This window comes from Actinophytocola sp. (assembly GCF_050699935.1).
Classification (GTDB): domain Bacteria; phylum Actinomycetota; class Actinomycetes; order Mycobacteriales; family Pseudonocardiaceae; genus Actinophytocola.
The window spans coordinates 81,836-105,103 of sequence record NZ_JBOHGB010000006.1 but is presented as its reverse complement, the minus strand read 5'-3'; the positions used below and the strand labels follow the sequence as shown (position 1 = coordinate 105,103).

Here is a 23,268-nt window from a genome sequence, read left to right as displayed (position 1 = left end):
TCGGAGAACCCATGACCACAACCGAAGTCGCCGACATCGTCGTCGTCGGGTTCGGCGGTGCCGGCGCGGCCGCCGCGATCACCGCCCACGACCACGGCGCCAGTGTGCTGGTACTGGAGAAGGCCGAGGACGGAGGTGGCAGCACCGGGGTGTCCGGCGGGAACATCCGGCTCATCAACGATACGGGTGGGGCCGTCGAGCACTTCTCCGCGCTCGTCGGAGCGGGCACGCCGCGCGAGTCGGTCGAGGCGTACGTCGCCGGCCTTGGCGAGCTCATCGGCTGGCTGGCCGAGTGCGGCGCCGAGCTGGTCCCGCACGACCAGTACTCCGACCAGGCACTCGCCGTGGTCCGGCCGGGCAGCGCCTTCCCGGACGTGCCACACGCCGAGGCACTGGGCTCGCGGGTGCAGGTCGCCCGCGCGCCCGGTGTCACCGGCGGCGAGGCGATCTGGGAGGTGTTGTCCCGCAACGTCATCAAGCGCGACATCCCCGTCCGCTACCACGCCCGCGTGGAACGCCTGTGCTGGAACGACTCGCACGACCGCATCGTCGGCGTGGAGGTCCGGAATGGACGGTCGACGCGGCGGGTCGAGGCGCGCCGCGGTGTGGTCCTCGCGTGCGGCGGGTTCAACTACGGCCACGACGTCCACCGGGACCTCTTCGGCACCGAGCTGCCCGCGTACTCCCGACCGGACCGCAACACCGGAGACGGCATCCGGCTCGCCCAGGACGTCGGCGCCAGCATCTGGCACCTGACGGCCATCGCCGCCCGCTTCGGCTACAAGTTCCCCGAGTACGAGGCCGGGTTCACCTGCCAACCCCCCGCGCAGGGGCTGTTCGTCACCGACCAGGACGGCCGGCGCTACTTCGACGAGGCCGGTGTGGACATGCACGCGGCCGGCCGGTGCATGCTCGAACGCGACACGAAGACCGGGCGGCTGCGGCGGATCCCGAGCTACCTGATCTTCGACGAGACCACCCGGCTCGCCGGCCCCATCTGCGTGATCACGAGCGGGAACAACCGCGGCTTCGAGTGGAGCGAGGACAACTCCGCGGAGGTCGAGCGCGGCTGGATCCAGCGGGCCGGCACGCTCGCCGAGCTCGCCACGAAGCTCGGCATCCCACCGGCCAACCTCGAGCGGACCGCGGCCGTCTACAACGAGACCGCCGTCGCGGGTGGTGACGAGTTCGGCCGCCGGCCCGAGTTCATGGAGCCGCTCGCGCCGCCCTTCTACGGCGTGGCGCTGTACCCCGTCCTGCTCAACACCCAGGGCGGACCCCGGCGGAACGCGCGCGCGGAGATCCTCGACGTGCGCGGCCGCCCCATCCCGGGCCTCTACGGGGCCGGTGAGCTCGGGTCGATGTGGGGCCCGCTCTACCCGGGCGCCGGCAACCTGAGCGAGGCGCTGATCACCGGCCGGAACGCGGTGCGCAGCGCGCTCGGCTGAGCCGCCCGCACCGCCACACGAGCAGTCGGGGTAGGAGAGCCATGTCCGCGACCAGTCAGATCGTCGAGTTCGCCCAGGACTTCCGTCCGGACGACGCGCCCGCGAGCACCTACGAGCGGCTGACCGTCCTGGTGGCCGACAACGTCGCCGCCGGCCTCATCGGCGCGCGCCAGCCCTGGCACGGCATCGTGCGCGGACAGCAGAAACACCTTGGCGGCACGGGGTCCGCCGCGTCGTTCGGCACCGGCACCCGGTTCGACCCGTCCCGGGCCGCGCTGGTCAACGGCGTGGCCATCAGCGGGTACGAGTTCGAGCACGCGCACGAGGGCGGGCACCCCGGGGCGACGGTGTTCCCGGCCCTGCTGGCGCTCGCGCAGCAACGCCGTGCCAGTACGGAGAACCTGCTCCGCGCGCTGGTCATCGGCTATGAGCTGGGCCTGCGGACCGGGCTTGGGCTGACCGCACGCGCCGAACGAGAGCGCGGGTTCCACCGGCCGGCGATCGGTGGCGTCATCGGGTCCGCGATCGGCACGTCCGTCCTGTTGGGACTGTCTGCCGAACGGATGGTGAACGCGGTCGGGATCGCCGCCTCGCACGCCTGCGGGATCATCGCGTTCACCCAGAACGGCTCGATGACCAAGCGCCTGCACCTCGGCCGGGCGAGCCAGCTGGGCCTGGAGTCCGCGCTGCTGGCGGAGGGCGGCTTCACCGGGCCAGACGCCGTCCTCGAAGGACCGTACGGGTTGCTGGCCGCGTTCTCGCCGACGCCGGCCCCGGACGCGATCGTGGAGTCACTGGGCAGCCGGTGGCACCTGGAGGACTCACTCGTCAAGCAGTACAACTGTCACGGCGAGTGCCAGTCCGCGGTGGCGGCGGCCCGGCGGTTCGCGGAGTCCCGGCCGGTGGACCTTGGCTCGATCGAGAAGGTCGTTCTGCGCACGTCGTCCAACGGCGGTGAGCCCCGCTATCACGGCGTCACCGGCACTACGGCACTCGACGCCCAGTACAGCCTGCCGCTGATGATCGCGCTCGCGCTCGCGACAGACCCACGCGGCACGGACGAGTTCTGGACGCTGCTGGACAAGGATCCCGCCGTGCGCGAGCTGGCTTCCCGGGTGGAGATCGTGGCCCAGCCGGAGCGGTTCGGGGTACGCGCGATCGTCGGAGGCGGCGAGCTGGAGTTGCATGTGGACGGTGAGACCCACGTGGTCGTCACCCCACCGCGGTCGATGCCGGAGGATCCGGCCCGCAGCCGGGAGATCGTGGCGGGCAAGCTCGACAGCTGCCGTGCCGGCGTCGGTCCGGACGGGACGGACGCGGTGTTCCTGCGCATCGCGGACGACCTCGTGGGCGGCACCCCACTGACCGACGGACTCGACCGGCTGGTGCGACTATGAACGCGCCGGCCACCGACGTGGCGGTCACCCGGGAGCTCGCCCGCTACGTCGTCGGCCTCGGCTACGACGACCTGCCGGCGGACACCGTCGACGCCGCGAAGGACGCGGTGCTCGACCAGTTCGGCATCATGCTGTGCGGCTCGACGCTGCCCTGGGTGCGGCCGATCCACGACCTCGCCGCGGTCACGGGCGGCCGGGCCGAGAGCACAGTGGTCGGGCAAGGCACCCGGTTGCCCTCGATGGACGCCGCGATGGTGAACGCCGGGTACGGGCACTCCTGCGAGTTCGACGACTCGGGCTACCACGGCGGCTGCCACCCCGGCGCGCTCGCGGTGCCGGTGGCGCTCGCGCTGGCCGAGGCGGGGCGGTTGTCCGGCCGGCGGTTCCTGCTAGGCGTGGTGCTCGGATACGAGGTGTTGTACCGGATCGGCCGGGTGATCACCCGGCCCGTGCTGGAGCGCGGCTTCCACCACCAGAGCGTGGTCGGGCCGTTCGGCGCGGCCGCGGTGGCCGCGAACCTGCTCGGCCTGTCGGACGAGCAGGCGCTGCACGGGCTGTCGATCGCCGGCAGCCACGCGTCCGGCACGATGGAGTACGACCAGCGCGGCGGGGAGGTCAAGCGGTTCCACTCGGCGATGGCCGCGCGTGCCGGGATGGTGTCCGCGCTGCTCGCCCGGCACGGGCTCACCGGGCCGGACACGATCCTGGAGGGCAGGCGCGGCATCGCGCGGTTGTTCGGCCACGTCGAGGACACCACGGGCATCCTCAGTGGACTCGACGACACGAGCTGGTTCGCCGTGCAGGGCAGGCTCGTCAAGCTGTACCCCAACGTCGGCACGCTGCAGACGTCGATCCAGGCCATGGCCGGGCTCATGGCCGAGCACCGCTTCACCCACGCCGACGTGACTCGCGTGGATGCCTGGGTCAACCCCCACACCGTGACCCACGGCGGGTCGATCTTCGAGCCCAAGGACACGATCGCCGCCCAGTTCAGCATGGCGTTCGTCCTCGGTGTGCGGCTGGTCCACGGCCGCAACGAGCTCGCCGACTACATGTCCGCCGCCGTGCGGGAGGATCCGCGGGTCGTCCGGATAGGACGGTTGCTGCACATCCACGGCGACACCCGGTACGGCCAGGCCACCGAAGCGGTCGACTTCGACACCTGGCACGGTGCCCGGATCCGCGTCGAGCTGGCCGACGGCCGGACGGTGGAGGCCGAGGAGCCGTACCGCAAGGGCTCGCTGCGCAACCCGGCCACCCGCGCGGAGAAGCTGGCGAAGTTCCACGGGCTCGCCTCGGCCGTGCTCGACGACGGGCGTGCGGAGGCCCTCGTGGAGGCCTTGGACCGGCTCGACGAGGTCGACGACGTCACCGAGATCATCCCGCTGCTGGTCGGGAAGGAGCGTGCGCGATGAAGGTCTGCCTCACCGGTGACTGCCTGACCACCCGGCCGATGACCGGCGGGCAGCCCGGGTTCGGCACGGTGCACGAGCTGCTCGCTGACGCCGACGTCCGCTTCACCAACCTGGAGATGTCCTTCCCGGGCCTGCCCATGACACCGGCCCCGCTCAAGCCACGCCGCGGGTTGCGCCTGGCCGCCCGGTCCTCGGCGCTGGAGGGCGTGCTCGACGTCGGCTTCAACCTCCTGAACACCGCCAACAACCACATGTGCGACTACGGCACCCAGGGCCTGCTCGACACACTCGCGCTGCTCGACCACCACGGCGTGGCGCACGCCGGCGGCGGCCGCAGCCTGGCCGAGGCACGAACGCCGAGGTACCTGTCGACCGGGGTGGGCCGGGCGGCCCTGATCGGCGTCACCGCGAGCCTCGGCGACATCACGGTCGCGTCGGACGGCGCGGGCCCGATCGCCGCGCGGCCGGGTGTCAACGCGCTGCGGTACCGGACCGAGCTGTGGCTGGAGCCGGAGCTGTTCGACGCCGTGCGCCGCGTCGACCGCGCGCTCGCCACGGACCGGAGCACCCGCCACGACGCGGGGCTGGGCAGCTGGTCGGCGACCGCACGCGAGCGGGACTCGATGCGCTTCCTCGACTACGACGTGGTGTGCGGCGAGCCGACCGGGGTACGCACCTACCCGCTGGACGTCGACGTCGAGGCGATCTGCCTCGCGATCCGCACCGCGCGGCTCGCGTCCGACATCGTGATCGTCAGCATCCACTGCCACGAGAGCAGCGCGCGCGGCTGGAACCAGGAGCCGCCGGCCGACTTCCTGCTGACCGCCGCCCGGCGGTTCGTCGACGAGGGCGCGGACGTGATCGTCGGCCACGGCCCGCATCTCGTGCGCGGCATCGAGGTGTACCGCGAGCGCCCGATCCTGCTGTCGCTGGGGAACTTCTGCTTCACCGACGAGACCGTCGAGTTCATGGCGCCCGAGCAGTTCGTGGAGCTGGGCATCCCGGAGCCGCACACGCCCCAGTCGCTCGTGGACTTCCGCAGCCACAACCCGGACGGGACCCGGCGCGGGCTGTGGGGCGACGACCGGTACTGGGAGGGCCTCATGGCGACCTGCGACTTCGCCGCCGGGGTGTGCACGGTCCGGCTGCACGTGCTGGACCTGCGGCGCGGCGAGGAACGGGTGGCGGTCCGGGGCCTGCCGATGGTCGCGGACCCGGCGAAGGCCAGGTCCGTCCTGCGCCGGGTGCTGGCGCACTCGCCGGCCGAGGTCGCCGAGCGGGTCGAGCTGTCCGTCGAGGACGGCACGACGGTCGGCCTGCTGCGCCTGAAAGCCGGCGGAGGGCACTAACTCTCGGCCCCGAGATCGCCGGAGACGATCCAGCAGCCGCACACGAACAGCGCGAGCGCCGGGGCCAGGAACACCGCGCCCACACCGGTCGCCGCGCCGACCGCGCCGAGCCCGATCGGGATGAACGTCTGGCCGAGCCGGTTGCCGCTGATCCGCAGGCCGAGCGTCGTCGCCCGCAGGTGCTCCGGGGACAGCTGCGCCACCCAGGACGCGGTGAGCGGGGTCCCGATGCCGACGAAGAAGCCGAAGACCGCGATGGGCACCACGAACTGCCACAGCGCGTGGCTCCACACCAGCGCCGCCATCGCCGCCGCCGGCGCGACCATCGTCAGCACGAGCACCACCCGCAGGCCGAGACGCCGCAGTATGGACATCATCCACAGCCGCGACAGCAGCGAGGCGATCCCGCGCAGCGACAGCAGGACGCCGACGGTGGCGGGGGAGAGGTTCGCGGCCGTGCCGATGAGTGGCAGGTACGCGACCAGGATGTCCTGCGCGACCACGATGGTGATCCCGGCCGCGAGCGCGGGGGACATGCCCCGCCGCCCGACCAGCTGCGCGATCAGCCCGAACGACAAGTCGTCCTGCTTGTCCACCGGTGCGGCGCCCACCCTGCCGAGGACGCCGCCCAGCACGGCCGCGAGCACGCCGATGCCCGCGGTGAGCAGGAACGCGAGCTCCACTGTGGACCGGACCGACATCCCGTGCGACACCGAGACGCTCCAGCCGAGCAGGAGCGGGCCGACGATCTGGCCGAGCGAGTTCGCCACGGAGTTGCGCGCGAACTGCCGCCGCCGGTCGGTGGTCGACCCGGCGCTCGCCGCGAAGGCCTGCGCGGACAGCATGACGTAGACGTGCGCGACGCCGCCGACGGCCATGGTGGCGGCGAGCATCGCGAGGTTGGTCCCGTACGCGCTGCCGGCCGCGGAGACGGCCAGCAGCAGGCTCCCGAGCACGATGCCCTGCCGGGTGCCGGTCCGGTCCACCCGCCGGCCGACCGGAATCGCGAACACGACCGCCACGGCGGAGTACGCCGCCACGATGAGCCCCACCTCGCGCACGCCGGCGCCCAGCTCGAGCGCCCGGTAGGTGGAGGCCGGCCGGATGATCGCCTGCCCGCACGTGGACAGGAAGAACGCGACCAGGACGAGCGACTCGGGACCGAGCCTGCGCCGCCGGCCCGGCGTCACGGTGCGACGGTTCTCGGATCCGCCATGCGGCCGGCGAGGTCCGGCGACTTCCGGCCGGTGCGGTAGCGCTTCGGCCGGCGGCCGCGGGCGGAGATGCCGGCCACCACGAGCCAGCCGACGTTGATCGCCGCCACGCAGGTCGCGAACGCCGCCAGGTTGTTCACGCTGCCGGACTGGTACACACCGACCATCACGTAGGAGACGACCGGGTTCGCCCCGGTCGACAGCAGCGTCGAGGCGGACAGCTCCCGGAACGCGAGCACGGCGATCAGCACCCACGCGGCCCGGACCCCGGGCATGACGAGCGGCATCGTGATCCTGCCCAGTGTGGTCATGTCCGAGGCGCCACTCATGTGCGAGGCGTCGTGCAGCTCGTTGCCCACCTGACGCATCGACGCCGAGATGAGCCGGACCGCGTGCGGCACGAAGAGGATCACGTAGGCGAGCCCGAGGGCGAACAGCGTGCCGTAGATCCAGTGCACGTTCACGAGCACGAGGAGCAGGCCGAGGCCGAACACGATGTGCGGGATGCCGAGCGGCAGGTTGCCGACGTAGTCGCCGAGTGTGCCGATGCGTCTCATCCGGAGGATGACGATGGCGTAGCTGATGATCACACCGAAGACGATGGCGGCGGACGCGGAGAACAGCCCCAGCAGGATGCTGTTCCACAGCGAGTCCCGGAACTGGGCCGTGGAGAACACCTTGTCGAAGTGCTCGAGGGACCACTCCGCCGCGCCGATGCTGGGCTGCCAGTGCTTCGTGGACCCGACGTAGATGACCGCGCCCAGCGGCAGCACGATCGCGAACGCCACGTACAGCCAGACGAACGCGACCGCCGGATACCGCCACGGGCCCAGCGCCACCTTGGTCGTGTGGACCGGCTTGCCGGTGATCGTCGCGTACGAGCCCTTGGAGATGACCCGGCGCTGCACGGATACCCCGACGAGCGCGACCACCGCGATGCAGAGGCCGATGACCGACGCGGTGAGCAGGTCCGACGGGTACGACCCGACGACCGAGCGGTAGATCTCCAGCGTCAGCGTGCTGAACCCGTGGCCGCTGCCGAGGATCAGCGGGATGGAGATCTCGGCGAGTGACATCATGACCGTCACGAGGATCGCGCCGGACAGGGCCGGGCGGATCGCGGGGATCGTGATCGTGGCGAGCGTCTTGAGCGGGCTCGCGCCCGACATCCGCGCCGCCTCCTCGTGGCTGCCGTCCATGTTCTGCAGCGCGGCGGAGGCGTAGCTGTAGGCGTAGGGCACCAGGTACACCGCGCCGGCGAGGAAGATCCCCGGCCGGGAGTAGATCGAGAACGGCGGGATGCCGACGCTGCCGAACAACTCGTTCATGAGCCCGGCGGTGGGGGAGAAGAGGTAGACCCAGCCGAGCGCGCCGACGAGCGGCGGCATCAGCAGCGAGATCATCGGGAGGCTGCGTCTGATCCCCCGCCACACGGGAATGTCCGTGCGCTCGATCAGCAGCGCCAGCAGGAAGCCGAGGACCACGCTCAGCGTCACGGTGGCGACGACGAACTGGAGCGTGTTGAGCACGACGTCGCGGAACGCGTCGCGGCGGACCACCCGCAGCAGCGTCTCGAATCCGCTTCCGAGCCCCCGGGAGACCTCGAACACCAGCTGAAGCAGGGGGTAGCCGACGCCGACCGTGAGCCCGATGATCACCGCGGCGGACAGCGCGTGGCTCGGCCGCGGGATGCGCAGGCGGCGGCGCCGCACGGGCCGCTCGGGCGGCACCTGGACCGGTCTGTCCGTCGTGGTGGTCATGCCTAGCCCGCCTCCCCGGAATTAACCCGCGCGGTTGCGTTGGGTTGATCCCGCCCAGTTCGGGACGTTCCCGTGGCTGGGTTGCGTCCCGTTCCCCTTAGGTGCGGTTGACGGCCACGCGGCTCATTCATGCTCCGCGTTACGCGAGGTGTCATGCCATCTCCCTTGCTCGTCTTCGCCAGCGGCGTACCGCCCGGCGCGGCCCCGTGCGGAACCGGGACCGCGCCGGCGCGGGTCACGGCGCGCCGAGCAACTCGCGGACCGCCAGCCCGTTCTCGCTGTTCGGCGCGGACCGGGCCGGGTCCTCGTGCACGAAGCAGTCCGGCATGGGCTCGGTGCCCGGCACGTTGTCCAGCGCGGAGGCGACGCCCTCGGCCGCGGCCGCCTGCCCGTCCGGCGTCATGAGCCAGTTCAGGAGCAGCCGTGCGGCGTTCGGGTGCGGCGCGTTCGTCACCACACCGGCGGTCCGCTCGGTGCCCATGCACGGATCGGGGGTGAAGCCCTCGATCGGCAGGCCCTTGTCGATCAGCGCCTGGCCGCCGTCCTTGGTTCCGCCGAGCGACACCAGCGCCTCGCCCGCCCCCACGCGCTGCTCGGCCTGCTCGGAGGACTCGCTCCACACCGGCTCCTGCTCCCCGAGCTTCTTCAGGAAGTCGTCGCCCAGTTCGTCCTTCGCGACCGTCATCATCCACACGTAGCTGTTGGTGATGGCCGGGCTGTTGATCATCATCTTCTTGCCGGCGAACCGGGGGTCCAGCAGGTCCTCCCAGCTCTTGGGCCGCTCGGCCTCAGTCAGGAGCTCGGTGTTCCACCAGATCTGGTAGAAGGCGGTCGAGGCGATCACCGCGCAGCCGTCGAAGGACTCCTCGGGCCACTTGTGCTCGTCATCGGCGGTGATGTCGTCGGCCACCTCGGTGAACGTGCCCTTGCTGCAGCCGTCCCTGATCTGGCTCGGGCTGCTCGTGGTCACCAGGTCGGCACTCTGGATGCCACCGCGCTGCTCGCTCTCGAACTGCTGGAGCAACAGGCTGGACGTCTTGCGGTTCGGCACCACCTTGATGTTCGGGTAAGCCTTGCCGAAACCGTCCACGATCTTCGCGACGACGTTCTCGTTGAACGCCGTGTAGAAGTTGACGGTGCCTTCCTCCTCCGCGGCCTTGACGACCGCGTCCCAATCACTGAAGTCCTGGTTGGCGGCGGCATCGGCGCCGCCGTCGCTGCCACAGGCGGCCAGCGAGGCGACTGCGAGGACGGCCACGACGAGTGGCGCCCGCCGCCGGACAAGTGGACGGTGTCGTGATGTCATCAGTACCTCATTTCTGCGCATGCCCGTGACACACACCAATTTCGGTGTGCCGGCGTGCAGAACATTTCTGGAACGGACACTAGGAATAGACGTACAGGGAATCCATCGGCAGCCCGAGCATGATGGCGCCGCTGGTGAACCGAGCCTCCTCCGAATCGCTCATCCCCGATGACGTGTCGACCCGAATCGTCACGCCGTTGACCGCGACGAGGCGCACCATCTGGCCGCCCTGGAAACTGGAGTGCTGGAGCTGCCCCTCGACCCAGTGGTAGCCCGCGGCGGGCGCCGTGTCGTCGGACGTCGCCCGCAGGCGCACCTGCTCGGGCCGCGCGCAGATCTCGACCTCGTCGCCGGCGGTCGTCGCCGCGGAATCCACCGCGAGGGCACGCATCTCGCCCAGCGCCGTGTCGACCAGTACCCGCTCACCGTCGGCCGATCGCACGGTGCCCGGGATGAACGTGGCCGCGCCCATGAAGTCGGCGACACCCCGGTCGGTTGGCCGGTCGTAGACCTCCCTGGCCGCACCGAGCTGGACGATCCGCCCGATCCGCATCACCGCGATCCGGTGCGCGACGGTCATCGCCTCGACTTGGTCGTGGGTGACGTAGACGGCCGCGAACCGGAACCGCTCGTGCAGCTCGAGCAGCTCGAACCGCATCTGCTCACGCAACTTCGCGTCTAAGTTGGACAGTGGCTCGTCGAACAGGATCACGCTCGGGTTGCCCACCAGCGCGCGGGCAAGCGCGATGCGTTGCTGCTGGCCACCGCTGAGCTGGCCCGGGTACCGGTCGACGAACTGTCCACAGCCGACCATCGTGAGGATGTCGTGCACCCGGTCGCCGATCTCGGCCTTGTCGACCTTGCGCCGCCGCAGCGGGTAGGCGACGTTGGCGAACACCGTCATGTGCGGCCACAGCGCATAGGACTGGAACACCATGCCGAGATCGCGCTTCTCCGGGGCGACCGCGACTCCCTCCGCGGTGTTCACCACCTGCCGGCCCAGGATCTCCACCGCGCCGGAGTCCGGTGTCTCCAGCCCGGCGATGCAGCGCAGCGTCGTCGTCTTGCCGCAACCGCTCGGCCCGAGCAGGGCCACGATCTCGCTCGCCTCGATCTCGAGATCGAGGTTCGCCAGCGCCGTGACCTTGCCCGCCTGGCTGGCGAAGGTCTTGCTCAGGTTGGTGACCCTGATGCCGACGCCCGCGCTCCCGTTCGGCGACCGCGTGTCGATGTCGGCGGACCCACTGCCGGACCCGAGCGATTCCGGGGTGTGTGCGGAGGTCATGGTCGTCAGCCCATCAGCGCTCTCGGGGGTGCCACCGCCAACGGACCGGCGGCCGGACCGGGCTCTCACGACGCCGCGGCCAGCTCGGCGGCGCCGAGACCCGCGGTTCGCCCGAGGACGGCGCCGGACACGAGGCCCGTTCCGCCGGCATAGTTGTGGTAGAAGATGCCCCCGACGATCTCACCGGCCGCGTACAGGCCGCCGATGGCCGACCCGGCCGCGTCGAGCACCTGCGCCCGGTCGTTGACACGCAACCCGCCGAACGTGAACGTGACGCCGACCGTGACGGGGAAGGCAAGGTAGGGCGGGGTGTCGATCGGCACGGCCCAGTTGGACTTCACCGGCGTGATGCCCTCGGTGGCCTTGCCGTCCAGGCTCGTCGGATCGAACTCGCCCGCCAGCACGGCCTCGTTGAACCGCCGGATCGTCTCCTCGAGACCGCGCACGTCCACCTCGAGCGCCCGGGCCAGCTGCGGGATCGTGTCGCGGACGACCTTGGTGGTCTCCTTCTGGCGGTACTCGCCGAGCAGCAGGTCCCGGGTCTTCGCGTCGAAGATCTGGTGCGCGACCTGGCCCGGTTGACCCATGATCGCGCGGCCGTACTTCGCGTAGGTGTAGGGGAAGAAGTTCGCGCCCTCGTCCACGAAGCGCTCGCCGGCCTGGTTGACGACGACGCCGATGGGGTAGGACTCGCGCTCGTACCCGTGCGGTACCGCGCGGTCGCGCACGAGCGGTGCGTTCGCGTCCCACTGCACGGCGTGGCAACCACTCCAGTGCCCGTACGGGTCGGCGCCGATCTCGAGTGCGAGCCGCAGCCCGTCGCCGCGGTTGTACTCCGTGCCGCGGTGGCGGGCGATGTCCCAGCCGGGTCCAAGGTACTGCGCCCGCATGGCGGGGTTCGCCTCGAAACCGCCGCACGCCAGCACGATCGAGCGGGTGCGGACGGTGCGCTCGGTGCCCGCCGAGCTCACCCGTACGGCGCACACGTGCCCGCGCTCGTCGAGCTCGAGGCCGGTCAGCCTGGTCCGGTAGGAGATGTCCACGCCGTGCTGCTCGGCGAGCTTGGTCATCCCCTCGACGATGCCCTGGCCGCCGTCGACGTACTCGAGGACCGTCCCGCCGAAGAACCGGCGGCGGCCGTCGCGCACCACCGAGTGCCGGCCGTAGGCGAGGTCGAAGCGCATGCCGAGGTCGGCGAGCCAGCCGATGGTCGACCGGGAGCCCGCGACGAACGCCTCGAGCAGCTCGGGATCCGAGCGGTACTCGGTCACGCGGGCGATGTCGTCGAAGTACTGCTGCTCGGTGTAGGGCTCGATCTCCAGCTTGTCCCGGCCCGGAATCGAGTCCGGGGCCAGCTTCAGGACGTCGTCCAGTCCATCGTGGACAATCCGCACGCCGCCGCCGGTGTAGAACGTGTTGCCACCGCGCCGTTCCTCCGGTGCCCACTCCACAAGGAGAACCTTCCGGCCCGCGTCGGCCGCCGCGATCGCGGCGCACATTCCGGCGTTTCCGCCACCGACAACGACAACCTCGGCATCACTGCTGGCCACCGGTGGCCTCCTTCGCGAACGTTCTCGTGTGATTCATCGACATTGATGCGCCCACTCACCGAAGAGTTCTGTTGTCCGGCCGCCGAAGGTCCACGCGAACCGCAGTCTCCGAGTCGACTCGGCTCGCTACCAAGTGGACGTACCGTACTGCCCCTCGGGAAGATTGTCAACTGCGGAGTCGACTTTCGGATGACGATATGGTTACGCTTCGCGGCGGGTCCACAGTGGGTGGCCGGGCGTGCACGACGTGCGGTTTCCGCGGCCAGTGGCGGTGTTGACACCTTTGACGGAGGAGTCGAGAATCAACCCCGCCGATGGTAGACGCGGACTCTTCGATGGGAGCAGACGTGACAGGCGCGGAGCTGACGCTGACCGACGAGGTGCTGCGCTTCGTCGAGGAGACCCGGTTCGCCGACCTCGAGCCACTCGCGGCCGAGCGTGCCGCGGCGGCGATCGCCGACTGCCTGGCGGTGACCTTCCTCGGCGCGGCGTCCGAAGTGGGCACCACGGTGCTCGCCGCGCTGCGTGCGTCCGGGGCGCTGGGTGGTGAGCACCCGCTGCTGGGTACCGGGGAGACGGCGAACGTCCTCGACGCCGCCCTGTTCAACGGTGCCGCGGCGCACGCGCTCGACTTCGACGACATCAACCACCCGGGCCCGATGCACCCCAGCTGCCACCTCGTGCCCGCACTGCTCGGCGCGGACGCGATCGCGCCGGCCTCCGGGCAGGACTGGATCACGGCGTTCGCGATCGGCTTCGAGCTCGACGCCAAGCTCGGCCTGCTGCTCAACCCCCAGCACTACGCGCGCGGCTGGCATGCCACGAGCACGCTCGGGGTCATCGGCGCGGCGGCCACGGTCGCCCGCGTGCTCGGGCTGGACCGCAACCAGACCGAGCACTGCCTGGCGATCGCCGGGTCCGGCGCCGCGGGCCTGCGCGGCAACATCGGCTCGATGACCAAGCCACTGCACGCCGGCGCCGCCGCGCGGTCGGCGCTGCTCGCCGGGCTTCTCGCCCGCGAGGGCATGACCGGGCGCGAGCAGATCTTCGACGTGCCGCATGGTTACCTCGCCGCGTTCAGCGAGAGCCGGGAGCTGCGTACCGAGCTGATCCGCGAGCTCGGCCGCAAGTGGGAGATCACCACCGAGTTCGGGCTCGGGCTCAAGCCGTTCGCCTGCTGCGGGGAGGCGACCTCCGCGGTCGAGGCCGCGCTGTCGATCTTCGCCGAGGCCGGTGGTGCCGAGGTCACCCACGTCAGGGTCGCCACGAACGAGCACTCCACGCGTATCCTCGCGTTCACCGACCCGCGGACGGTCGAGCAGGCCCGGTTCAGCCTCCAGTTCTGCGTCGCCGCCCCACTCGTGCTCGGCCGGGCCGACCCCGACGTGTTCGCCGACGAGACGCTCGCCGACACGCGCGTGCGGGACCTGATGGGCCGGGTCGAGCACGTGGTCGACCCGGTGCACGGTGGTGAGCGGGAGTTCGGCGCGGTGGTCGAGGCGACTCTCGCCGACGGGCGGGTGCTGACCCGCGACATCCCGGTGGTCAAGGGCTGGTCGCACCGCTTCCTGACCACCGACGAGCAGCGCGCGAAGTTCGTCGCGTGCACCCGCGACCGGATGTCCGAACAGGACGCGGGGGAGCTGTTCGACCTGATCGTGAACGTCGCTCGGCTCGACGACACGAACGTGCTGCGGGCGCGCCTGCACGGCGTGCGCTGACGGTGCTGGTCACCGACGCGCAGGTACACGTGTGGGAGCGGTCGACCGGCGTGCCGCCCGCGTGGTCGGTGATGCACCGCGACGAGCTCACCGCGGACCAGCTGCTGGCCGTGATGGCCGACGCCGGCGTGGACCGCGCGGTCCTCGTGCCGCCGGCCTTCGAGCGCGACCGCCACCGCAACCGCACGTGCCTGGCCGCCGCGGTGGCGCACCCGGACCGCTTCGCGGTGATGGGCCGGCTCGACCTCACCGCGCCGGCCGACCTCGACGGCTGGTGCGACCAGCCCGGCATGTTGGGCATCCGGCTGAGCTTCAGCAGGGGAGCGGCGACCCGCCAGCTGCACGACGGCACGGCGGACTGGTTCTGGCCGCGGGCCGAGGCGGCCGGCATCCCGTTGTCGGTGTTCGCGCCGTCGCTGCTCGGGCCACTCGACGCGGTCGCCGGCCGGCACCCGCGCCTGCGCCTCACGGTCGACCACTGTGGACTCGGCATCGGCGCCACCGAGGTCGGCCCGGTGATCGACGAGCTGGTGGGCCTGGCCCGGCACGAGAACGTCGCGGTCAAGGCGAGCTGCCTGCCGAGCAACGCCACGGACGGCTACCCGTTCCGCTCGCTGTACGACCACATCCACCGGGTCGTGGACGCGTTCGGTCCCCGCCGGGTGTTCTGGGGCAGCGACCTGACCCGGCTTCCGTGCGGCTACGCGCGGGCCCGGTCGCACTTCACCGACGAGCTCGACTTCCTCGACGGGGAGGAGCTGGAGTGGGTCATGGGGCGGGGGATCGCGGAGTGGCTCGGCTGGCCGTCATGACACGAGGTCGGTCAGCTCGCCGACGTCGACCAGGTGCTCCAGGTCGTCCACGGTGGTCAGCAGCTCCCGCGCCCGCCGCTCGCCGAGCACGCCGCCGGCCAGCCGAGTGAACTTCGCGTGGATCTCCTCGCGCGACATGGGGTTCTTCGTGGTGCCGCGGGAGTGGTACACGACCGCGGCCCGCTCGCTCCCGTCCCGCAGCCGCACGCGCACCCGCGCGCCGCCGTAGGTGCGCTCGCGCCGGAAGATCTCGTCCATCTCCGCGTCGACACGCAGCTCCACGAGCGCGGCCAGGCGCAGGATGTCCGGGTCGTCGAGGAGGTCTTCGGTCCACACCTCGTCGGGGCTCGTCAGCGCGTCCGCACCCCGGCACAACGCGGTCGCGGTCAGGAACGGCAGGCTGTACTGGGCGGCCATGATCGAGCGCGGCCGCGCGAGGTCGTGCTGGACGAGCAGGCGACTGGATCCGGCCACCTCGACCGCGGCCACGTCACCGGGCCGCGGCGCGCTCTCGGCGAGGATCTTCCCGATCGCGTCGATGACCGTGTGCGAACCGCCCCAGGCCGCGTACGGCTTGAGCTCCCGGTCGGTGATCCGCCACGCGCGGCCGAGCTCCACGGTCAGCTCGTCGAGGTCGATCTCGTCCACGTCGGCGCCGAACACCCGGCAGTAACCGTAGATCCCGTCGAGGACGGACGCGGGCCCGGTGACGCCGCGGCCGGCGAGCTGGGCGGCCAGCACGCCGTGCTGCGCGGCGAGCCCACCGTGCAACCGCTTGACCATCGTGCCGCGACTGTCCTGGCTGAACTCGGTGATGCCCGACGCCATCGAGCCGGCCAGGCCGAAGGCGTCCTGCATGCCCTGGGCGTCCAGGCCGAGTGCGCGCCCGGCGGCCGCCACGGTCGCCCACACTCCCTTGTGGCCCGGCGAGTGGATGCCCGGCCGGGTGCGCACGGCGTACCCCACGCGGATGCCCGCCTCGTACCCGGCGACGACCGCGGCGAGCAGCTCCCGCCCGGCCATCCGGGCCGCCTCCGCGACGGCCAGCGCCGCCGGGACCACCATCGACCCCGGGTGCAGCTCGGCGGTCGGGATCCGGTCGTCCATCTCGATACCGTGCGCCGCGGTGCCGTTGGCGAGCGCCGCGAGCTGCGGGGAGGTCCGGAACCCGTGGCCCCACACCGCGCTCACCGGCGTCCCGCCGGCCTCGCGTGCCATCCCCACGACCATTCGCGTCCACGGCCGGCGACTCGCGGTGAGGCCGACGCCGAGGGTGTCGAGCACACACAGCTTCGCCGTCGCCACGACGTCGGGCGGAATGTCCTCATAGGACAGGTCGGACAGGAAGCGGGCGAGCGTCACGCCCGGCCCGGCCTGGATCGTGGAACCTGTCATGCCGGCTCTCTCCTCGCCTGGGCGTCGCGGCAGTACGGGATGACCTGCTCGCCGAGCAGCTCGAGCATCCGGAGCAGGCTGGCCCGGTCGCTGCCCGGTCCGCCCGCCTGGTAGGAGAAGATCATGTGGGTCACGCCGAGCCGCTCGCGGTAGCCGAGGATCTGCTCGATCGCGTCCTCCGGCGACCCGATGATCCACCGGCCGTCGCCGAACCCGGCTGCGAGGTCGTCGCCGCGGGTCAGAAACCAGCCGCGGTCGCCGCGTTCGGCGTAGCGCCTGCGCATCGCCGGCTCGGCCAGCCGCAGCGCTTCCTCGCGGGTCCGTGCGACGTAGACGGTCCGCACGATCGGGAACTGCGTCGGCGGTGGCAGGCCGGCCTCCCGTCGCTGCGTGGTGAACAGCGCGACCTGCCGTTCGAGGTCGGACATCGGGATGTGGCTGGACATGATCCAGGCGTCGCCGAGCCGCGCCGCACGGCGGACCGCGGCGTCCAGCGAGCCGCCGATCCACAGTGGCGCCATGGGTTCCTGCACGCAGCGCGCGAGCGTCCGCACGCCGCGCACGCGGAAGAACTCGCCGGAGTAGCTGACGTCGTCCTCGGTCAGCAGCAGCCGGTACAGCTCGACGAGCTCGGTGAACCGCCGCACGCGGCCGGCGCGGGGCACGCCGAACGCCTCGAACTCGTAGTCCAGCCAGCCGACGCCGAGCCCGAGCCGGAAGCGCCCGTGGCAGAGCGTGTCGAGCGTCGCGACCTCCTCGGCCAGCGACACCGGGTGGGCCGAGGCGGACAGCAGGATGTTGGTCGAGTACTCGACGGTGTCCTTCAGCTCGGCGGCGACATGCGCGATGAGGTGCAGCGGTTGCAGCCGCCTCGTGGTCAGCGCCGGCCGGTCCGGTGTGGACACCGCCGGGCCGGTCGAGTAGCGGTGCCCGAAGCCGAGCAGCCCGAAGCCGAGGTCACGGGCGGCGTGCGCGCGTTCGAGCGCAGCGGCGAGCTCGTCTGCCGGGGACACGCCGGCCGGCTCGTCGCGGTTGATGCTGACGCCGAACTGCACGGGGCTCTCCCGTCGCGTGTGGACCAGTGCGGTGGCGGCGCTAGGCCGCGGGATCGCGCCGGATGAGCAGCGTGCGCTCGAAGCTCTGGACGGTCGTGCCGTCCTGGTTGAACACCCGGTGGGCGAGCGTCACGATGCCGGCGTCCGGGCGGCTCGCGCTGGCCCGGGCGTTCGCGACCGTGGTCTCGACGGTGATGGTGTCGGATGGCCGCACCGGGTGCACGAAGCGCGCGTTGTCGATCGCGAGCGCGGCGAGGACCGCGCCGAAGCCGAGGTCGTCGGTCATGCCGAGCGCGTAGGTGAGCACGAGCGGGCCCGGCACGACCCGGCCGCCGAACAGCTGCTCCCGCGCGAAGATGTCGTCGGTGAAGACCGGGTCGGTGATGCCCGTCAGCTGGGTGAACATCACCAGGTCGGTCTCGGTGATCGTGCGGCGCCGGGACAGGTAGGTCTGGCCCGTGGCCTCCTCGAAATCGCCGAAGAACATCAGCGCACCCCGCTCTCGATCGGCCCGTTCTCCAGCGACACCGGACGACGGGCGACGAGGAACATAAAGGTGGCCACCAGTATGGTCTCGTCCCGCTGGTTGATCGCCTTCACGTCCACCGAGACGGTCCCGCTGTGCTCGTTGCGGTCGCTCTTCCCGGTCACCGTCGTCGCGACGTGGATGGTGTCGTTGATGAGGGTCGGCTTGATGAACCGCAGCCGGTCCACCCCGTAGAAGGCGAGCACGCTCGCCCGGTCGATGGTCGCGAGCCCGGTGGTGATCGCGAGGGCGAGCATGCCGTGCCCAATGCGCTCGCCGAACGGGCCCTTCCTGGCGAACTCGATGTTCGTGTGCAGCGGATGCCAGTCGCCGCTGAGCGAGGCGAACGCGACGATGTCGGCCTCGGTCACCGTGCGACCCTCGGTCACCGTCTCCTCGCCGAGCTCGATGTCGTCGAACCACCCCGTGATCACGTCACTCTCCTTCCACCGGCACGTCCGATCCGATGTGGACCGTCCCGCGCCGGACGAGCTCGTCGATCCGCTCGCCGGACATGCCGAGGTCCGCCAGGACCTCGCGTCCGTGCGCGCCGAGGGCCGCCAGCGAACCGTCCACCGTGGACATCCGGCCGTCGACCGACACCGGCACGACGCCCAGCCGGTGCTCACCCCAGGGCTGGAGCAGCTCCATCGCGTGCACCTGCGGGTCGCCGAGCAGCTCCGCGGTGTCGCGGACCGCCGAGGCGGGCACGCCGGCCTTCTCGAACCGCGCGGCGAGCTCGGCGGTCGTCAGCTCGCCGGCCAGCTCACCGGCGGCGGCCACCAGCCGCGCGCGATTGCGCACCCGGTCCGCGTTGGTGGCGAACAGGGGCGAGTCACGCAGCCGGCCGTCGTCGCCGAGCGCGTCGCAGAACCGCTGCCACAGGGTGTCGTTGGCGGCACCGACCATGACGAACCCGTCGCTGGCGGGGATTGCCTCGTACGGCGCGGTGTTGTGCTGGCCGGTGCCGAGCCGCCGGGGGACGACCCCGGCCAGGTCGATCGAGGCGAGGTGGTGGAACAGGAACCCGACGGCCGTGCCGAGCAGCGTGGCGGAGACACGCGCGCCGGCGCCGGAGACCTCCCGCTGCCGGAGCGCGGCGATAGTCGCCAGGGCGGCCCACATGCCGGTGCCCATGTCGATCAGACCCGTGCCCACCCGAACCGGGGGACCGTCGGGCTCGCCGGTGAGGTTCATGATGCCCGAGTACGCCTGGATTATCGCGTCGTACCCGGGCCGGTCGGCGAGCGGCCCGACGCCGCCGAAGGCGCTGATCGAGGTGTACACGAGGCGCTGGTTCGCGGCGTGCAGGACGTCCCAGGACAGGCCCAGCCGGTCCATCACGCCGGGGCGCATGCTCTCCACCACGACGTCGGCGTCGCCGGCCAGCTCCAGCAGGACCCGCCGGCCGTCCGGGTCCTTCAGGTCGACGGCGACCGACCGCTTGCCCCGGTTGAGCGCGGCGAACGTCGTCGACCGCCCGTCTGGCGTGAAGGGCGGCCACGAGCGGACCGGGTCCCCGGCCGGGCTCTCGACCTTGAGGACGTCCGCGCCGAGGTCGCGGAGAACGAGCGTGCCGAACGGACCGGCCACATTGGACGTGAGGTCGAGGACGCGGATCCCGCTCAGCTGTTCCAGCACGCGGCCACCTCGATCAGCGAGCGCTCGTTGGCGGCGATCTCGTCCGGGCTCACGCCGAAGTGCGGGCTGTAGAGCTGGACGACGTCGGCGACGGGCTCGTACCGGCGAAGCTGCTCGGCGACCTCCGTGACGGTGCCGAACACGGCTCGCTCGTCGACCAGCCCGTCGGCCGCCGCGGCCACCGCCCGGGCGTCACCGGCGCGGAACGCACGGCGGATCTCGTCGCGCTCCGCGTGCCGGGGGTCGCCCGGGAAGAGCGGGTCGTAGCCCTTGACCGTCGCGTAGAAGCCGACCTGCGCGGCCGCCCTGCGCCGGGCCACCGCGCGATCCTCGTCGACACTCGCGATCACCTGGGTGAGGAACCTCGGCGGCTCGGCACGCGCGGCGCGGCGGGCCGCCTCGATGACGCGCGGCCGGGCGACCGTCTTCAGGTAGGCCGCGGAGGCGATGGGGTGGCCGACGAACCCGTCCGCGGTGCGCCCGGCGACGTCGAGCATGCCCTCGCCCACGCCCGCGGCGTAGATGGGCACGGGCAGCGTCTTCACCGCGTGGTCGAGGTGGGCGAACGACACGGACTCCCACCGGCCCTCGAACGAGAACGGGCCGCCGCCGTGCTCGAGCAGGGCCCGGACGAGCCCGATGCGCTCGCTCATCCGCGGCGCGGGGTGGGCGAGGTCGAAGCCGTACCAGTCGCTGTTCATGCGCCGGGTGCTGCTGCCGACGCCGAGTGCGAACCGCCCGCCGGCGACGGCCTGAACGTCCGCCGCCGCGGTGGCGGTGGCGAGCGCGGAGCGGGCGAACAGCGGGGTGACGCTCGTGCCGACGACCGCCGACTCGGTGACCGCGGCGAAGGTCGCGGCGCGCACGAGGCTGTTGCGGTTGTAGTAGTCGATCGTCCACAAGGAATGGACGCCCGCCGCGTCGGCGGCGCGGGCCACGTGGCAGCCGGCGGTCAGGTCCTCGTCCATGACCAAGACGCCCACTTTCATGCCAGGCTCCCTTCCGGCCACCCCGGGCACGGCTATGAGGCGTCCGTGAAGGACCGCGCCGCCGGGCCGGTGTACTCGCCGTCGGCGACGCGGAGCGAGACGGGGCCGCTCGCCTCCTCCATGCAGTGGGCGATCAGGCCGGGCAGGAACGAGATGGCCGCGAGCCCCGGCATCTCCATCGGAGCGAAGCCGAGCTCGTAGAGCACGCAGCCGAGCATACCGTCGACGTTGACCGGGAACGACCGGCCGATGTGGACCAGGTACTCGTCGCGCACACCGTGGAAGTACTCGGTCCGGCGGCCGAGCACGCCCTCCGCGCGGGCGACCTCCTCGAGTGCGATCGCCCGCGGGTCACCGTCGGGGTGCAGCGGATGGCCGATGCCGGGCATCCGCTCACCGTCCTCGATCATCCGCAGCGCCACCGACTTCATGGCCGCCGCCTCCGAACTGCCGGTGCGGACGGCCTCCTCGACGCGCACGATGATCTCGGCACTGTGCTGTGGGGAGGCGGTGACCGAGCCGATCGTGAGCAGGCCGGCCGCGAGCCCCTTGATCAGGTCGTCCGGAGCGGCGGACACGACGGTACGCGCGGCGAGCGTGGTGGGGGCGTAGAAGCCGTGCTCGAGGATGGCGCACAGCGCGGCGTCGGTGACCCGGGCCTGGTGCTCGTCGGGCAGCTCGCCGCGGATGGTCAGGTAGCAGGCGGCGCCGAACCCGACGTTCTTGATCACGTCGTCGAGCGCATAGCCGCGAACGCGAACCGTCCCGTGCGCGACCTCGCCGACGGCGGTGGTCCAGGTCTGCTTCGGCAAGGCTCGCCCCTCTCCGTCAAGGATGCGGCAAACGTAAGCCGCGCTCGGTCAGTTGTCAACTGCGAAGTTATAATCCAACTACGTGGTAGATACGTCCTACCAGGACACCCACCGGCCGGCGGGGCGTGCGCCGGGGCGTGGTGGCCGGCGTTGTTCACGAGGATGTGTCGACGTGCGTGCCGGGCGCGGCCAGCAACGTGCCGACCCCGCCGGGTGCCGCGAGGTCGGCCGGCACGACGAACGGGTCGTGGCAGGCTCGCGGCGACCGCTGCCGATTGTCGTGAACGCCACCATTTCACGCGGCGATGACCCATCATGTGGACGTTGGACGTCGAGGTCGAGAAAGCACCGGGAGGGCCGTGTCCGGGGCTCCGCGAAACTTCCTGGTGCTGGTATTCGGCTACTCGTGCTCGGCCTACGGGAACTACCTCAACCTGGTCGCCCTGAGCCTGTACACGCTCGTCGTCACCGGTGGGCCGCTCGGGGTCGGCATCGTGATGGCGCTGCGGCTCGGTGCGGGGTTCGGCACCGGCCTCCTGGCCGGACGCCTGGTGAACCGGTTCGACCGGCGCCGGCTGATGATCACGACGGACCTGGCGCAGGCGCTGGCGATGGTGGCGCTCGCGGCAGGCCCGCGTGACACCGGGCTGCTCGTCGGCGTGGCGGTCGTCCTGGGCGCGGGCAACACCCTGTTCACGGTCGCCCTCCGCAGCAGCGTGCCCGAGATGGTCGGGCAGGACCACCGGGTCCGGGCCAACGGGCTGCTCGTCACCGGCCGCTCACTGGGCACGGTGCTCGGCTTCGCCTCGGCAGGCGTCATCGTCGCGGCCGGCGGGTTCGCGGCCGCGTTCCTGGCCAACGCCGCCTCGTTCCTCGTCTCCGGGGCCACGCTCGTGCTGCTGCGCCTGCCCACCCGGGCGCACCCGCCAGCCCCGGACCCTCCGGACGCCGCGACACCGGCACAGACACCGCGCGCCCGCACGGGTCGCTCGCTGCTGGCGCTGGTCGGACCGGTCGTCGTGACAATGATCGCGGTGCGTGGCGGCGACGCGTTCGGATCCGCGTCGCACAACATGGCCATTCCGCTCTACGCCAACCAGCTCGATCCCGCCAACCCGGCCGTCGTGATGAGCCAGTTCTGGGCGTCGTGGGCGGTCGGCACCCTCCTCGCGCACCAGGTAATCCGGCGCTGGGCCCGCGAGCGCGCCCTCGGCGAGCGGGCGTTCGCGCTCGGCACCTGCCTCATGGCGGTGAGCTTCGTGCTGGCGTTCGCCGTGCCCGCCGGGCCGGCGTTGGTCGCCGTGGCGCTCGTGGCCGGGCTGGCCGACGGCTGGACCGAGATCGTCTACACCTCGCGGTTGCAGGCCCTCCCCGACGAGCAACGCGGTCGTCTGTTCGGCCTGTCCGCGACCGCCGAGACCGCCGGCTTCGCCACCGGCATGGTGACCAGCGCCGCCCTGCTCGAGTCGCTGCCCGCATTGACCGTCGTGGCGGCCTTCCACGGTGTCGCCGTGCTCGGTGCCGTGGCGTTGCTGGCCGCCGCGCTCGTCCGCCGCCACGACCGTGACCGCACCACCGAACCCACCCCCTAGG

The 23,268-nt window shown here is 71.6% G+C and carries 19 protein-coding genes; 7 read left to right on the top strand and 12 right to left on the bottom strand.

What is annotated here, in order from left to right:
• Positions 1-11: 11 nt before the first annotated feature.
• Genes ACRDTB_RS04465 through ACRDTB_RS04450 form a run of 4 tightly spaced genes read left to right on the top strand, consistent with a single transcriptional unit; the run spans position 12 to position 5,609 of the window.
• The gene (locus ACRDTB_RS04465) at positions 12-1,448 is read left to right on the top strand and encodes an FAD-binding protein (RefSeq protein ID WP_431428630.1); all 1,437 of its coding nucleotides are present in this window, start codon (positions 12-14) and stop codon (positions 1,446-1,448) included.
• 41 nt (positions 1,449-1,489) lie between these two features.
• Positions 1,490-2,845, top strand: coding sequence for an MmgE/PrpD family protein (locus ACRDTB_RS04460; RefSeq protein WP_431428629.1), 1,356 nt, complete (start codon positions 1,490-1,492; stop codon positions 2,843-2,845).
• Complete coding sequence (locus tag ACRDTB_RS04455; protein ID WP_431428628.1) at positions 2,842-4,260, top strand: MmgE/PrpD family protein; 1,419 nt, start codon at positions 2,842-2,844, stop codon at positions 4,258-4,260. Before ACRDTB_RS04460 ends, ACRDTB_RS04455 begins: the two co-directional genes overlap by 4 nt.
• A complete protein-coding gene (locus tag ACRDTB_RS04450) occupies positions 4,257-5,609 on the top strand; it encodes a CapA family protein (protein WP_431428627.1) in 1,353 nt (450 codons plus the stop codon). Before ACRDTB_RS04455 ends, ACRDTB_RS04450 begins: the two co-directional genes overlap by 4 nt.
• Here ACRDTB_RS04450 and ACRDTB_RS04445 read toward each other — a convergent pair.
• From ACRDTB_RS04445 to tcuA, 5 genes are all read right to left on the bottom strand, one after another.
• Positions 5,606-6,799, bottom strand: coding sequence for an MFS transporter (locus ACRDTB_RS04445; RefSeq protein WP_431428626.1), 1,194 nt, complete (start codon positions 6,797-6,799; stop codon positions 5,606-5,608). The genes ACRDTB_RS04450 and ACRDTB_RS04445 overlap by 4 nt on opposite strands.
• Complete coding sequence (locus tag ACRDTB_RS04440; RefSeq protein ID WP_431428625.1) at positions 6,796-8,583, bottom strand: ABC transporter permease; 1,788 nt, start codon at positions 8,581-8,583, stop codon at positions 6,796-6,798. The genes ACRDTB_RS04445 and ACRDTB_RS04440 overlap by 4 nt, the downstream gene beginning before the upstream one ends.
• A gap of 235 nt (positions 8,584-8,818) precedes the next feature.
• The gene (locus ACRDTB_RS04435; RefSeq protein WP_431428624.1) at positions 8,819-9,889 is read right to left on the bottom strand and encodes an ABC transporter substrate-binding protein; all 1,071 of its coding nucleotides are present in this window, start codon (positions 9,887-9,889) and stop codon (positions 8,819-8,821) included.
• Between the two features lie 79 nt (positions 9,890-9,968).
• Positions 9,969-11,174 (bottom strand): ABC transporter ATP-binding protein, encoded by a 1,206-nt coding sequence (locus ACRDTB_RS04430; RefSeq protein WP_431428623.1) that lies wholly within the window; start codon positions 11,172-11,174, stop codon positions 9,969-9,971.
• A 65-nt stretch (positions 11,175-11,239) separates the two neighbouring features.
• Positions 11,240-12,724, bottom strand: coding sequence for an FAD-dependent tricarballylate dehydrogenase TcuA (gene tcuA, locus ACRDTB_RS04425; RefSeq protein ID WP_431428622.1), 1,485 nt, complete (start codon positions 12,722-12,724; stop codon positions 11,240-11,242).
• A 347-nt stretch (positions 12,725-13,071) separates the two neighbouring features.
• Here tcuA and ACRDTB_RS04420 point away from each other — a divergent pair, with 347 nt between their 5' ends.
• Both ACRDTB_RS04420 and ACRDTB_RS04415 read left to right on the top strand, forming a co-directional pair.
• Positions 13,072-14,445 (top strand): MmgE/PrpD family protein, encoded by a 1,374-nt coding sequence (locus ACRDTB_RS04420; RefSeq protein ID WP_431428621.1) that lies wholly within the window; start codon positions 13,072-13,074, stop codon positions 14,443-14,445.
• A 2-nt stretch (positions 14,446-14,447) separates the two neighbouring features.
• Complete coding sequence (locus ACRDTB_RS04415) at positions 14,448-15,257, top strand: amidohydrolase family protein (protein ID WP_431428620.1); 810 nt, start codon at positions 14,448-14,450, stop codon at positions 15,255-15,257.
• On the opposite strand, the gene ACRDTB_RS04410 is transcribed toward ACRDTB_RS04415, so the two are convergent.
• The 7 genes from ACRDTB_RS04410 to ACRDTB_RS04380 are packed head-to-tail and all read right to left on the bottom strand — an operon-like array spanning position 15,252 to position 21,675.
• On the bottom strand, positions 15,252-16,652 hold the full coding sequence (locus ACRDTB_RS04410) for an MmgE/PrpD family protein (protein WP_431428619.1): 1,401 nt from the start codon (positions 16,650-16,652) through the stop codon (positions 15,252-15,254). The genes ACRDTB_RS04415 and ACRDTB_RS04410 overlap by 6 nt on opposite strands.
• Entirely contained in the window at positions 16,649-17,707 is a 1,059-nt protein-coding gene (locus tag ACRDTB_RS04405) for an LLM class flavin-dependent oxidoreductase (RefSeq protein ID WP_431428618.1), read from the bottom strand. Before ACRDTB_RS04405 ends, ACRDTB_RS04410 begins: the two co-directional genes overlap by 4 nt.
• A 40-nt stretch (positions 17,708-17,747) precedes the next feature.
• Positions 17,748-18,194 carry a MaoC family dehydratase gene (locus tag ACRDTB_RS04400; RefSeq protein WP_431428617.1) on the bottom strand — a complete coding sequence of 149 codons (447 nt, stop codon included), beginning with the start codon at positions 18,192-18,194 and terminating at the stop codon, positions 17,748-17,750.
• The gene (locus tag ACRDTB_RS04395) at positions 18,194-18,667 is read right to left on the bottom strand and encodes a MaoC/PaaZ C-terminal domain-containing protein (RefSeq protein WP_431428616.1); all 474 of its coding nucleotides are present in this window, start codon (positions 18,665-18,667) and stop codon (positions 18,194-18,196) included. The genes ACRDTB_RS04400 and ACRDTB_RS04395 overlap by 1 nt, the downstream gene beginning before the upstream one ends.
• Before the next feature lies 1 nt (position 18,668).
• Positions 18,669-19,874 (bottom strand): CaiB/BaiF CoA transferase family protein, encoded by a 1,206-nt coding sequence (locus ACRDTB_RS04390; RefSeq protein WP_431428615.1) that lies wholly within the window; start codon positions 19,872-19,874, stop codon positions 18,669-18,671.
• Positions 19,859-20,863 (bottom strand): LLM class flavin-dependent oxidoreductase, encoded by a 1,005-nt coding sequence (locus tag ACRDTB_RS04385; protein WP_431428614.1) that lies wholly within the window; start codon positions 20,861-20,863, stop codon positions 19,859-19,861. The genes ACRDTB_RS04390 and ACRDTB_RS04385 overlap by 16 nt, the downstream gene beginning before the upstream one ends.
• Before the next feature lie 32 nt (positions 20,864-20,895).
• Positions 20,896-21,675: a citrate/2-methylcitrate synthase gene (locus ACRDTB_RS04380; protein WP_431428613.1), complete on the bottom strand. Its 780-nt coding sequence runs from the start codon at positions 21,673-21,675 to the stop codon at positions 20,896-20,898.
• 359 nt (positions 21,676-22,034) lie between these two features.
• Between ACRDTB_RS04380 and ACRDTB_RS04375 the strand changes: the two genes are divergently transcribed.
• A complete protein-coding gene (locus ACRDTB_RS04375) occupies positions 22,035-23,267 on the top strand; it encodes an MFS transporter (RefSeq protein ID WP_431428612.1) in 1,233 nt (410 codons plus the stop codon).
• Position 23,268 lies beyond the last annotated feature (1 nt).